Raw genomic sequence first — 11,609 nt, forward strand, 5'->3', positions numbered from 1 at the left:
AAGAGTCGTTTCAGGATTGGGCGGGCTTGTTGACGAAGCTCGCCACTTCGGAATCCGCGTCGGCGGCCGCTTCCCTGTTGTTGCTTGCGGAAAGGCTGTTGTCGTCGAACGACGGTGCGGGTGCCGGTGCAGGTTGTTCCTGCGCCTGGCTGTTGCTGCTGCTATCGGCGACGGTTGAAGCGGTCTGCGCCGCCGCACCCGCGCCGCGAATTGCCTGCGCGATCTTGCCGCCCACGGTATCGCCGATGCGTTCCTGGGCCGATGCGCGCATTTCGCCGGCCTTGGCCTTGGCGACCGAGCCGGCACCTTTCGCCAGGTTGGCGACGGTATCGGCCGCGATCCGGCCGCCCTTGGCCGCCGTGGCCCCGAAACCGCCGGACGAGCGGCCACCACCCGAGCCACCACCCGAGCTGCCGCCGCGTGCGCCGCTGCTGTTGTCGCCGGCGGCCGAGGCCATCGGGGTTTCACCACCGCCCGAGCCGCCACCGCCGCCGGAGCCGCCGCCGTCACCGCCGCTGCTGCTGGTGCCGGCGCTGCCACCGCCACCACCGCCGCCGCCCATCATGCTCGACAGAATGTCAGTCCCCGCAGAGACGTTATCGCTGGCCTTCGACGCGGCCGCCATGATGGCCTGCGCGCCACCGGCCGCCGCCGCTGCGCCGGCCGCAACGGCCGCGCCGCCAGTGGCGATTGCCGCGCCGGCCGTCGCGGCCGCACCGACGAGCGTGCCAGCGCCGAACTGGCCGATACCAGCACCGCCGACGCTCGCGCCGGTGATGATGCCGGCGATGAGCTGCGGCACCTTGTTGACCAGGACGAGCAGGATCAGGCCGACGATCAGCATCACTCCAAGTTCCTTGAAGTTGATGCCTTCGCTCATGCGGCTGTAGTAGTCGTCGAGGAAGGTCTTGCCGATGCCTACGAGCAGCACCATTGCGAAGAGCTGCGCAGCGACCCCGAGGACGACCTTGTAGTAGTTGATCGCCATGTCCGAGGTCCAGCGCGAGCCGCCGAAGCCCAGGAAGAACACACCGCCGTAGGCGAGAATCCAGCCGGACGCCAGGAGCAGGAGCATATTCACGCCGACCAGGGCCAGGATGCAGAGGATGGCGGCCGCCAGGGAGGCCCCGACGAAGCTATCGACCGGCGACCAGTACGAGGTTTCGTCCATCACCTTGAAGAAAATCTCGAATCCAACATCGACGATGCCGGACGGCGAAAGCCCCTGCCCCAACCCCGTTGCCTGGCCTGCAATTTGCCGCAGGGACGCATAGATGGACGACGCGAAATTCGGGCCGTTGGTCAGCAGCCACCAGAAGAAGCCGGTGAAGATCGTGAACCGCACGAACTCGGCGAAGAACTCGCCAATGTCGGCCTTGCGCAGCGCCATCATGCCGAAGGTCCAGACCATGCTAATCACGGTCAAGGTCCAGAACAGCCAGGTTGCGGCGTTCTGGACGACAGTGGCCCAACCGCTGGCGGCGTTCTGGTAGCGCTGCAATACGTTGTCGAGGATGCCCGAATTGTCGATTTGGGCGTATGCCGCTACCGGCATCAAGGCCAGCATCAGGACCGCGAGCGCGGCAGCTCTAGTCTGGATTTTCATACGTCATCACCACTCTTTCTTTTCGCTGGGCTTGAAGCCTCCCGGTTCTCCGCGCGGGCACTTCTTCAACAGCTCCGCGCGTTGAGCGGCATCCGTGATCTTCGGCAGATCGGCGCAGGTCAGCTTGTCGGTGTCAGGCTTGTTGTCGCAGCCTGCCAGGCTGGCCGCCATGACGGCGGCCAGCGCGGCAACTGCGATGAAGTTGGATTTCTTCATCGCGCCTCCCCTCACCAGGTCTTAGCCGGGCTTGCGCGGTACGAACCCTCGCGCAGCTTCGCGCCCGCAGCGTCCTGCTGGGCCTGCCGGTCCTGCTGGGCCTGCATCTGCGTGGCGATGGCGTTCTGCTGCGCAAGCAGAAGGCCACGGATTTGCATGAGCTGGTTGGCCTGCTGGCTTGCGAACTGGTTGGCGTAGCCGAGGGCTTCCAACTGGCCCTGCGCCGTCGTCGCCTTGCCCTTCAATTGCTCCAACGTGGCGGCGTCGGACTTGAGGTTGCTCTGTTGCTGATCGAGGCCACGGAACAGCGCATCGTTGGCCTTTTTCTGCGATTCGGACGCCAGGCGGCGGTTCTCTTCCATCGCCTTGCGCTCGCTTTCCGAGCAGCCCGACAGGGAGAAGCACGGCGAGCCCTTGTAGTAGGACACGTCCTTGAACTTGCCCAGGTAGGCGTCGATGCTGCCTGCCTGGTTCTTGTAGTAGTTCAGGGTATCAACGGCGCTCATCAGGCCGTTGATGGTGGACTGCGCCTGGTCCCACACGTAGGCGGCCGGAGCCATCGTGTTTTGCAGCATGTTTTCGTACTGCTGCAACTGCGTCCGGTATTGCTCGATTTGCTTCTGGACCTGCGCAACCTGCTGAATCGCGGTGACAGTGGTTTGCGACAGGTTGGTGCCGTCAATGACCGGAATGCCCGCTTGCGCAGGCGTGACCGCCAAGGTGCCGGCCGTGAGGGCCAGCACCAGAGCGACTTTAGCGGCTAAAACATTCTTAGCGAGCTTCTTCATAAGTTACTCCTTGGAGTTAATAGTCAAACGCCTGGTAGGGCTTAGAAAACGTCATGTCTTTGGTGACAATGACGTTGAAGCGATAGCCCGGACGGATTTCCAGCGTCGGCGCGATATTCAAGTTTTTGGCGATCATCTGCGCCGTTACTTGGCCGAGCTGTTGACCCAACGCTTCACTCATCGCGGAACCCGCGTCTTGTCGTCCGTAACCGCTGTTGCTGTTGCCACGGTCCTGACTCAAGCTGATGCCCGCAACGACGCCCGACATGAGGAATGCCGATGCGAAGGTGCGGAAGTAGTGGTTGTTGACCTTATCGTTGAAGCCCGCATACCCAGCGCTATCGCCGCCCGGCATGGCCCCAATGTCCATTGCCTTGCCGTCGGGGAAGATGATGCGCTGCCATGCCACCAGAACGCGCTTCTGCCCGTAGGCCACATCGTTCGAGTAGCTGCCCACCAGGCGGGAGCCTTGGGGGATGAGCATGTGCTTGCCGGTCGCCGTGTCGTACACCGACTGCGATACCTGGGCCATGATTTGGCCTGGCAGATCGGAGTTGATGCCCGAGATAAGCGTAGCCGGAACGACGAAGCCAGCGCGCAGCACATAGGGCGTTGCAGGGGCTTCCGGCTGCGAGTCGAGCCGCCAACGGTCGCCCTCGCTGCGGTTGTCGAACGACCCATAGCCAGCGCTGCCACCACTGCGGTTCGAGGTCTGCACCAAGGTCGGCGCACCCGAGCCGCCCATGCCGCCACCCCCTGCCCCGCCGCCCATCGTGCGAGCCTGCGCAAGCGCAGCCTGATAGGCAGCGGTCGGATCGTTGGCGCGGGCGTTCTCAGCCTGCCGACGCAGCTCCTGGATGCGCGCAAGGGTTTCCTCGCGGCCCTGCGGAGCACCGCCGCCGGCGCTGCCTTGGCTGCGCGGCGCGTCGATGCGCACCGTCGTCTTGGCCTTGATCGCCTCTTCCAGCATCTGCAACTTCGCCATGCGGATGCGGTCCAGGTCCTCGTTGCGCGCACCCTGCGGCGGCGTCGGGGGCTGGTCCAGGTTCTCGGGCCGGGCGACCGTGATAGTCGTTCCCGGCGCCGGGGCTGGCGTCAGCTCCGTCGTCGGCTGCTGGGCGGTCTGTTCCTGCGGAATTTCCAGCGGCTTGGCCTTGATGATGCCGTCCTGCTGCTTGCCGGCGATTTCGTCGGCAAACATGCTGGTGCTGCCGGCCTTCTCAGCCTTCGCAGCTCCCGGCTGGTTCTGCTGCGCAGCGCGATCCGCAGCAACCAGGGCCATCACCAGCAGGAAGATGCCGAGCACACCGCCGACGAGGTACATCGGCATGTTGTTGACGCGGCGAACCCCGCTTTTCGGCTTGACCGCATCGGGCGATGCGTCCGGTGCCATTTGATCTTCGCTCATTGGCTTACTCCTTCCGAACCCATGCGCCGGCCGGGACCATAGTGTTGTTTTGGGCGAGGTAGGCGCGCGTGAGCGATTGAGAGCCGACCATGACGGTCAGGCGATACAGGTTGCTGTCGCTGAACTGATCCAGCACGTAGCGCAGCGGATAGCCGCCCTGGGCTTGCGGCGTTGCCGGCTTCGCAGCGGCCGAGGACGCAGCAGCCGGAGCTGCGGCCGCGTTGCCGTCGGGCTTGTACTCCATGACGGCATAGCCCTGGGCGCGAAGGTCAGTGACCAGAGCAATGCCGAACGGGTCGGGCGTAGCCTGCTGCAATTCCAGCCTGGTTTGCGCCGGCGGGTAGAGCTTGACGAGCTGCTTCACCGCGTCGGTCGCAATGGTCTGGTTGTAGGCGGCCGGCGCGTCCTGGACGAAGCTGCCGTACTTGGAGGTCGCGCAGCCGGCCAGCGTGGCCGCGAGTGCGATGACGGTCAGAATCTTACGCATGGTTTAGTTCCCCCTCGAAATGGTCACGCGGTCCTGGCTGCTGCCCACGCCCGCGATGAGGATGGCCTTGTCGAAAATCGTATCGACGATGTAGCGGTCGCCCTGGACCCGGTAGTTGACCATCACCGTTTCATCGTCGGAGAACAGGCCGCCCTCCTTGCGAACGACCAGGAGCGTCGGCGCTTCGGTCTGCTCCATCGAGCGCGGCATCTGGATGATGGTTTTCTTGCCGTCGTTGTAGACACGCACCGGCTTCCAGGACGTGGACCCGCTGATGGCGTAGTTGAAGCTCAGGTTGCCCAGGTACTCGCCGGTCTGCGGAATGGTTTTCTCGACGCGATCACGCTGTTCGCGGTTCTTGATGGCGTCCCACTTCGCAAGGGCATCTTCCGGGTAGGTGAACGACACCTGCGGCATGTACTGCGTGCGATGCGAGCGCAGGCGCATGTGGTAGCTGCGGCGATCCGTGGTCACGACCAAGCTGGTTTCCAGGCCCACATCCATCGGCTTGATGATGAGGTGCTGGGTTTCGTTCGCGCCGCTGCCGGTAATGGCCGGTTCGACCGTCCAACGGGCCGTGTCGCCCAGGTTGATCGAGTTGACTTGCTCGCCGGGTTGCAGGGCCACGTCGCACACTTGCAGCACCGCGCATACGATGCTCGGCTGCTGCGCGCCGAACAGGAAACGCACCGAACCGCCGGGGCCGGCCACCGGCCGCATGCCCGCGGTGCCCGCCTCCCACTTCTTGGCGATGGCGATGGCCGCCCGCTCTTGCGCGGTCAGCTCCGGGTTCTTGCCGGAAAAATACAGGTCAGTCAGGTCCGCGCTGGGGCTGGGATCGGCGGCAAATGCAGGCACGCTAACGGAAGCGGCCAGGACCAAAGCAAACAGTTCCTTTTTCATAATTCAGTGCCTCACAGAAGTCTCGACCAGGAGAAGTCCCGGACGTAGATCCCGGCCGGGTTGTTTCGCAGTTGTTCTTCCTTGGTGTCCGCCGTCGGCTCGACGACGTAGACCGTCACCAAGGCCCGCATGCGCACGGGCTGGCCCTTCACCACGCCTTGCCTGTCGCGCGTCGTCTCGACCCAATCGACCTGCCAGGTGTCGGGCGTCTGCGGGATTACGGAAGTGATTTCGGTGCTGACCGTTTCGACGGCCGCGCGAGTGAACGGGCTGGCGTCGGCGGTGCCGTTGAGCCATTCGTTCATCTTGGCGGTCGCCGGGTCATTCGGCCCGAGCTTGGCATAGAGGCGGTAGACGGCTTTGCGCTGCAAAGCTACGTCCGGCGTCACCAGGCGGGCATCGCCAACGAACTCAGCCACCGAGGCGTGAATAACACGCGGATCGGCTTTCGAGGCCCTGGTCATCGGCCCGACGGCGGCCGTTTGCCCGAGCTTGTCTACTTCGTAGACGTAGGGCACGAACTTCGACTGGCTGCCGATGTGGATGATGCCGCCGACCGCTGCGAGGACGATCATCAGCGACAGGATGCCGACAACCTGCCAAGTCTGCTTTTGCGACACGACGGAACCAACATGGTCGTTCCAGGTGCGCCGCGCCGTCAGGTACGGGTTGTCGTTTTGTGGGCCGGTTGCGGCCGGCGTCGCCGCTGCTGCGGCCGTTGCGGGCTTCTTCTTGAAGATCAAGCCCTTGATCGTGTCTGCAAAACTCATGCTGCCTCCAGGTATTCATCAAGGGCGAGGCCCCGGCCACGCAGCCATTCATCCACCCACTCGTTGCCGAACTTGGCTTCCAGGTTCTTGATGATGGCGACGGATTCCTTGTCGGATGCGCCGACGAACGCGAGCGCGAGCGGACCAAGTGCCAGGTCGTAGAGACGACGGCCGTTCTCCGACACGTAGTAGTACTGACGCTTGGGAACGGCCTGGGCCAGAATCTCGATCTGGCGCGCGTTCAGGCCCATGCGGCGGTACAGGGCCGCCGTGTCCTCATCCCTGGCGTAAATGTTCGGCAGGAAAATCTTGGTCGCGGTCGATTCCACGATCACGTCCAAGATGCCGCTGTTGGCGGCGTCGGACAGGCTCTGCGTTGCCATCAGCACAAGGCAGTTGGCCTTACGCAGCACCTTGAGCCATTCCCTGATCTTCGCGCGGAATGCCGGGTGGCCGAGCATCAACCAGGCTTCGTCCAGGATGATGACGGCCGGCTGGCCGGTCAGGGCGCGCTCGATGCGGCGGAACAGGTAGAGCAGCACAGGCAGGGCGAACTTCTCGCCGAGGTTCATCAGCTCTTCGATCTCGAACACCGTGAAGTCGGACAGCGCCAAGCCGTCCTCTTCGGCATCGAGCAGATGGCCCATTGCGCCATCGACGGTGTACTGGCGGATCGCCTCGCGGATCGCCTCGTCCTGAATCGTCACGCTGAACTCGGAGAGCGTGCGCGCGCCGCTGGCGTGCATGCTCATGATCGCGTTGCCGATTTCGTTGCGCTGGGCCGGTGTCGTTTCGACGCCGTTCAACGCCAGGATGGTGTCGATCCACTCCATCGCCCAAGCGCGGTCGCCCTTGGTGCTCAGGAACTGCAACGGGCAGAACGCCAGGCGTTCGTCGTCGGCCGCCACGGTGAAGTGCAGGCCGCTGGTGCCGTTCGTGGCCGCACGGATGCCGGCGGCCAGCGGGTACATCGACATGCCCTTGTCAAAGGCGAAGATCGACATGCCGGCGTAGCGACGGAGCTGCGCGGCGAGGATCGCCAGATGCGTCGATTTACCTGCGCCGGTCGGGCCAAACATGAAGGTGTGGCCGAGGTCGCGCACGTGCAGGTTCAGCCGGAACGGCGTTGAGCCTTGCGTGACGCAGTGCATCAGCGCCGGCGACAGTGGCGGGTACATCGGGCAAGGCGCGTTCGCGTTGCCGGTCCAGATGGTGCTGGTCGGCAGCAGGTCGGCCAGGTTCATCGTGTTGATGAGCGGACGGCGGACGTTTTCCACGCCGTGGCCCGGCAAGCTGCCAAGGAAGGCATCCAGCGTGTTGATGGACTCGATGCGCGCGGCAAAGCCCAGCCGGTTGACGGCCTTCTCAACGTCGCGGGCCGCAGCTTCCAGGCGCGTGCGGTCCTCATCCATCAGCACGACGACGCTGGTGTAGTAGCCCACGGCCACGATGCCGCTGTTGACTTCGGCAATGGCCGCCTCAGCATCGGCCACCATCGAAAGCGCGTCCTGATCGACCGGGCCGGTGTTCGTGTTGAATACCTGGTCGAAGAAGCCGCGAATCTTCTGCCGCCACTTCTTACGGAACTTGTCGAGGTGCTTCACGGCTTCGTGCTGGTCCATGAAGATGAACCGGCTCGACCACCGATATTCGCAGGGCAGCTCGCCGAGCGCCGTCAGGATGCCGGGATAGGACTCCAAGGGGAAGCCTTCGAGCGCGACCACCTGGACGAACTTGCGGCCGACCTTGGGCACCACCCCGCCCCACATTTCCTGCCCGCCAACCAGGGCGTCCAGGTACATCGGGTTGCTGGGGAGCTGCACAGGATGGTGCAGGCCCGTCACGCAGAATTGCAGCCAGCGCAGGAAGTCGTCATGCGTGACGGTCGTGCCGTCCTCGTTGACGATCTTGTGCCCCTTCAAGCGGGTGAGCGAGACGGCCGACGACAGGCGCGACTCGATGCTTCGCACGTCGCGCTTGAACTGGTCGATGAGGCCCCGCGTGCGGGCCTTGCGATCCGGCGCGGTCGCGTCGTCGTCAAACATCAGCTCGACGAACTTGCGCTGGGCAAGCAGCGGCGGGAACCAGGTCACGGTGAGGACGAAATAGCCCTCGTACATCGTGCCCAGGCTCTCGAAATGCCGCCGGCGCTCTTCCTCAATCGCTGCCGTCAGACGGTCAGGGAACGACGACAGGCCCCGCTCCGCGTAGTTCGGAGCAGGACGCCGCACGGCGTCCACATGGATCATCCAGCCGCTGCCCAGGCCCGCGAGGGCCTGGTTGATGCGGGCGGACACTACTTCGCGTTGCTGGTCGGTGCTGCTTGCGTTGTCATCGCCCTTGTACAGCCAGGCAGCCATGAAGCTGCCGTTCTTCCCCACGATTACGCCGTCATCGACGACAGCGGCGTAGTTGAGCAGATCGGCCAGGCCGGCGTCCTTGGAACGATGCTTTTTCAGTTTCAGTTCGGCATCGACCGCGCGGATGCGGGCAAAGAGGATGAACAACAGAAGCGCGCCGAGGCCCGCGATTGCAATCGCAATTGCTTGGATCATCGGTATTGCTTCCCTTGGCTATTGGTGTTCTCGCGGAACGGGGTCGAGCGGGCCGGGTAATACGGCTTGTACCGGCGGTGACGCAGGTACACGAACCGCATCTTCGGATCGGCCTTCGCCATGATTCGGAACGCATAGAGCGCTCCGAACCACAGGATCAGACCGACCACGGTGGCCCGCAGCTCTTGGGCGCTGAAAATCAGCGCAAACGCCATCAGGCCCGAGAACATCACCAGTTCACGATCACCACCCATGAACAGGTTTTCTCGGTTGCCTGCGCGACGGATGGGGATCGTGCGCAGAGCCATGATTAGGCGAGCCGTCCAGCCGCTACCGCACGCACGGCATCCGCCGCCGCGACTTGCACCTGGTGCAGCGCCCCGTTGCCGAGGGCAGCGATTTCGGCACCACGACCGAAGAAGGTGCTCATCACGTTCTGCGCGCCGACCAGCAGCGCCATCACCAGAACCAGGAAGATCAGGGTTCGGAAGAAGGCGTTGAGTTCGCCGCCGAAGATCAGCACGCCGCCGGCGACGACAATGCCGATGATGGACAGCGCGAACGCTACCGGGCCGGTCACGGAGTTGCGCAGGTTCGTCAGCCAGCTCTCATAGGGCAAGCTGCCGCCGGTGCCTTCCGAGGCCATCGCCGGGTGCGCGGATAACGCGAGAGCGAGAACGAAGAACACGGCAAGGTAGAACAAAATGCCGCGATTCATGGTCAGACGGAACGGAACAGCCGTTGTCATTGGAAATACTCCTTACAGGGTTTTGGTGATGTACTGGCCGTTCTCGTAACCAAGAACTTCGAGAATTTCTTGCACTCGACGGCCGCTAGGGGTTCTGGCGATATGGACGACCACATGAACCGCCTCGCCAATCAGCGGCTCAATGGGTTTCGGTGAATCCGGGTGCATGCTGATAAGCATGGCGAGCCGGCTCAGGCCCGCTTTGGGGTTGTTTGCGTGCAGGGTGGCGGCACCTCCTTCATGCCCGGTGTTCCAGGCCATCAACAGATCAAGGGCTTCGGGGCCGCGTACCTCGCCGACCAGGATGCGGTCGGGGCGCATACGCAGCGTTGTCTTGAGCAGCAGCGTCATCGAGACGTCGATGCTGGTGTGGTATTGGACGGCGTTCTCTGCGGCGCACTGGATTTCGCCGGTGTCCTCGATGATGACGACGCGCTCAGCCGGGTTGAAGGCGACCATTTCATTGATGATCGCGTTGACGAGCGTGGTCTTGCCCGAGCCAGTACCGCCAATGACGAGGATGTTTCGATGCGCCGCGACGGCGCTTTTAATGACCTCGTATTGCTCGCGGGTCATGATGCCCGCCTCGACGTACTGTTCCAGCGTGAAGATGGCGACCGCGCGCTTGCGGATCGCAAAGGTTGGCGCGGCCACAACCGGCGGCAATTGGCCGGCAAAGCGACTGCCATCCAAGGGGAACTCCCCTTCCAGGATCGGCGAGTGCCGCGTGACCTCTTTGCCGTGGAATCCGGCCACCGTTTCTATAATCGCCTGCGACTGGCTGGGCCGCATGTCGCAGATGTACCGCATCGGCTCGCCAAGGCGTTCGTGCCACACCTTGCCGTCCGCGTTGAGCATGACTTCAACGGTTTTCGGGTCGTTGAGCGCAGCCAATAGGTCCGCACCCATGTCGCGTTCCAGCTTGCGCTTGGCCCGCTCCTTGATGGTCTGAAACTCTTCTTTCCCGCTCACTTTTCAGTAACCCCTACGCAACAAATCATTAGCTACATTATCGCACAGGCAAACGATATACCGAAAGTGTTTAGCCTGCAAGACAAACAGCTAATCGAACCCGTCTGGCGTAGGGGTTCTGATAGAAAACAAATGTCAAAGCGCACCCGCCCGGTGCCATTCGCGGCACGGCTTCCGTTGAGGATGACGATATGATGCGCGAGCCGACGGCCCGCAGAGAAGGGGCCGTTTTAGCGGCTAAAGAAGGAAGTGCAAGCCCTAACCCCTGGCGTTAGGACTTTCCACGCAGCTTTTTTCGGGTGTCGTCGCCCCACTTCTTTACGATAAACGCCTTGTGTGACGGCAAAACCACACTGACACGCTCGTAACCGGGCGGCACGCTGCTCTTGAAAGGATGACCAGCAATCTCCGCGAGTGCCTCGCGGTCAAGGTCGGTTGACTCCAGGAGAAGAGGTAGGGGAGTTTCCAGGGCGTCGGCAATGGCCTCCATCACCTTTAACGAGGGATTGGCCTTACCGTTGGTTAAGTCTGATAGAAACGAAATTGAAACCCCTGCCCTCTCGGACAGCTCATGTTTCGTCATGCCCCGCTCATCGAGCAGACGAAGGATGTTGGTGAAAAATATCTGGTTGTACACAGCGGAAGCCGCCCCTCGCACCTTTGGTCGCGGCCCGCGAAATTTTAGCCGCTAAAGTTCTTGACAGCGGAACCGATGTTTAGCTAAACTATAGGCTCCTTCCTCAAGGAGACTTTCGATATGAGCCATAACCAGTTCCAGTTTATCGGTAATCTTACCCGTGACACCGAGGTACGTCATGGCAATTCTAACAAGCATCAAGCAATTTTCGATATAGCGGTTAATGAAGAATGGCGCAATGATGCTGGCGACAAGCAGGAGCGCACCGACTTTTTCCGCATCAAGTGTTTTGGCTCCCAGGCCGAGGCCCACGGCAAGTATTTGGGCAAGGGGTCGCGGGTATTCGTGCAGGGCAAGATTCGGAATACCAAGTACGAGAAGGACGGCCAGACGGTCTACGGGACCGACTTCATTGCCGATAAGGTGGATTATCTGGACACCAAGGCACCAGGCGGGTCAAATCAGGAATAAGGGCACGTTGCCCCGGCGTGAGTCGGGGCAATCCCGCAAGGAGGGTGA

At 62.7% G+C, this 11,609-nt stretch carries 13 protein-coding genes; 1 reads left to right on the forward strand and 12 read right to left on the reverse strand.

Going from position 1 to position 11,609, the window contains the following annotated elements:
• Positions 1 to 10 precede the first annotated feature (10 nt).
• The 12 genes from trbL to ACUDCK_RS29330 all read right to left on the reverse strand — a co-directional run bounded on the left by trbL (position 11) and on the right by ACUDCK_RS29330 (position 11,090).
• Positions 11 to 1,606: a P-type conjugative transfer protein TrbL gene (gene trbL, locus ACUDCK_RS29275; protein ID WP_445659336.1), complete on the reverse strand. Its 1,596-nt coding sequence runs from the start codon at positions 1,604 to 1,606 to the stop codon at positions 11 to 13.
• A 6-nt stretch (positions 1,607 to 1,612) separates the two neighbouring features.
• Positions 1,613 to 1,822, reverse strand: a complete 210-nt coding sequence (gene trbK, locus ACUDCK_RS29280; RefSeq protein WP_445659337.1) for an IncPalpha-type entry exclusion lipoprotein TrbK — start codon at positions 1,820 to 1,822, stop codon at positions 1,613 to 1,615.
• A gap of 11 nt (positions 1,823 to 1,833) precedes the next feature.
• The gene (gene trbJ / locus ACUDCK_RS29285; RefSeq protein ID WP_445659338.1) at positions 1,834 to 2,610 is read right to left on the reverse strand and encodes a P-type conjugative transfer protein TrbJ; all 777 of its coding nucleotides are present in this window, start codon (positions 2,608 to 2,610) and stop codon (positions 1,834 to 1,836) included.
• Between the two features lie 16 nt (positions 2,611 to 2,626).
• Positions 2,627 to 4,018 carry a TrbI/VirB10 family protein gene (locus ACUDCK_RS29290; protein WP_445659339.1) on the reverse strand — a complete coding sequence of 464 codons (1,392 nt, stop codon included), beginning with the start codon at positions 4,016 to 4,018 and terminating at the stop codon, positions 2,627 to 2,629.
• 4 nt (positions 4,019 to 4,022) lie between these two features.
• The gene (locus ACUDCK_RS29295) at positions 4,023 to 4,505 is read right to left on the reverse strand and encodes a conjugal transfer protein TrbH (RefSeq protein ID WP_445659340.1); all 483 of its coding nucleotides are present in this window, start codon (positions 4,503 to 4,505) and stop codon (positions 4,023 to 4,025) included.
• A 3-nt stretch (positions 4,506 to 4,508) separates the two neighbouring features.
• Positions 4,509 to 5,408, reverse strand: coding sequence for a P-type conjugative transfer protein TrbG (gene trbG, locus ACUDCK_RS29300; protein WP_445659341.1), 900 nt, complete (start codon positions 5,406 to 5,408; stop codon positions 4,509 to 4,511).
• Between the two features lie 11 nt (positions 5,409 to 5,419).
• Positions 5,420 to 6,178, reverse strand: a complete 759-nt coding sequence (locus tag ACUDCK_RS29305; protein ID WP_445659342.1) for a conjugal transfer protein TrbF — start codon at positions 6,176 to 6,178, stop codon at positions 5,420 to 5,422.
• Positions 6,175 to 8,733 carry a VirB4 family type IV secretion/conjugal transfer ATPase gene (locus ACUDCK_RS29310; protein ID WP_445659343.1) on the reverse strand — a complete coding sequence of 853 codons (2,559 nt, stop codon included), beginning with the start codon at positions 8,731 to 8,733 and terminating at the stop codon, positions 6,175 to 6,177. The genes ACUDCK_RS29305 and ACUDCK_RS29310 overlap by 4 nt, the downstream gene beginning before the upstream one ends.
• Complete coding sequence (locus tag ACUDCK_RS29315) at positions 8,730 to 9,041, reverse strand: conjugal transfer protein TrbD (RefSeq protein WP_011205786.1); 312 nt, start codon at positions 9,039 to 9,041, stop codon at positions 8,730 to 8,732. The genes ACUDCK_RS29310 and ACUDCK_RS29315 overlap by 4 nt, the downstream gene beginning before the upstream one ends.
• A 2-nt stretch (positions 9,042 to 9,043) precedes the next feature.
• Positions 9,044 to 9,481 carry an IncP-type conjugal transfer pilin TrbC gene (gene trbC, locus ACUDCK_RS29320; protein ID WP_011205785.1) on the reverse strand — a complete coding sequence of 146 codons (438 nt, stop codon included), beginning with the start codon at positions 9,479 to 9,481 and terminating at the stop codon, positions 9,044 to 9,046.
• A gap of 12 nt (positions 9,482 to 9,493) precedes the next feature.
• On the reverse strand, positions 9,494 to 10,390 hold the full coding sequence (gene trbB / locus ACUDCK_RS29325; RefSeq protein ID WP_245282233.1) for a P-type conjugative transfer ATPase TrbB: 897 nt from the start codon (positions 10,388 to 10,390) through the stop codon (positions 9,494 to 9,496).
• A 334-nt stretch (positions 10,391 to 10,724) separates the two neighbouring features.
• Complete coding sequence (locus tag ACUDCK_RS29330) at positions 10,725 to 11,090, reverse strand: transcriptional regulator (RefSeq protein ID WP_445659344.1); 366 nt, start codon at positions 11,088 to 11,090, stop codon at positions 10,725 to 10,727.
• A 120-nt stretch (positions 11,091 to 11,210) separates the two neighbouring features.
• Here ACUDCK_RS29330 and ACUDCK_RS29335 point away from each other — a divergent pair, with 120 nt between their 5' ends.
• On the forward strand, positions 11,211 to 11,561 hold the full coding sequence (locus tag ACUDCK_RS29335; RefSeq protein ID WP_445659345.1) for a single-stranded DNA-binding protein: 351 nt from the start codon (positions 11,211 to 11,213) through the stop codon (positions 11,559 to 11,561).
• Positions 11,562 to 11,609 lie beyond the last annotated feature (48 nt).

Source organism: Achromobacter sp. CF-sbj1-Ac2-l (assembly GCF_052698165.1).

Bases quoted from the DNA above. Each gene is read 5' to 3' on its own strand.
- trbL (WP_445659336.1), bottom strand. From the start codon at position 1,606: ATGAAAATCCAGACTAGAGCTGCCGCGCTCGCGGTCCTGATGCTGGCC.
- trbK (WP_445659337.1), bottom strand. From the start codon at position 1,822: ATGAAGAAATCCAACTTCATCGCAGTTGCCGCGCTGGCCGCCGTCATG.
- trbJ (WP_445659338.1), bottom strand. From the start codon at position 2,610: ATGAAGAAGCTCGCTAAGAATGTTTTAGCCGCTAAAGTCGCTCTGGTG.
- ACUDCK_RS29290 (WP_445659339.1), bottom strand. From the start codon at position 4,018: ATGAGCGAAGATCAAATGGCACCGGACGCATCGCCCGATGCGGTCAAG.
- ACUDCK_RS29295 (WP_445659340.1), bottom strand. From the start codon at position 4,505: ATGCGTAAGATTCTGACCGTCATCGCACTCGCGGCCACGCTGGCCGGC.
- trbG (WP_445659341.1), bottom strand. From the start codon at position 5,408: ATGAAAAAGGAACTGTTTGCTTTGGTCCTGGCCGCTTCCGTTAGCGTG.
- ACUDCK_RS29305 (WP_445659342.1), bottom strand. From the start codon at position 6,178: ATGAGTTTTGCAGACACGATCAAGGGCTTGATCTTCAAGAAGAAGCCC.
- ACUDCK_RS29310 (WP_445659343.1), bottom strand. From the start codon at position 8,733: ATGATCCAAGCAATTGCGATTGCAATCGCGGGCCTCGGCGCGCTTCTG.
- ACUDCK_RS29315 (WP_011205786.1), bottom strand. From the start codon at position 9,041: ATGGCTCTGCGCACGATCCCCATCCGTCGCGCAGGCAACCGAGAAAAC.
- trbC (WP_011205785.1), bottom strand. From the start codon at position 9,481: ATGACAACGGCTGTTCCGTTCCGTCTGACCATGAATCGCGGCATTTTG.
- trbB (WP_245282233.1), bottom strand. From the start codon at position 10,390: ATGGGTGCGGACCTATTGGCTGCGCTCAACGACCCGAAAACCGTTGAA.
- ACUDCK_RS29335 (WP_445659345.1), top strand. From the start codon at position 11,211: ATGAGCCATAACCAGTTCCAGTTTATCGGTAATCTTACCCGTGACACC.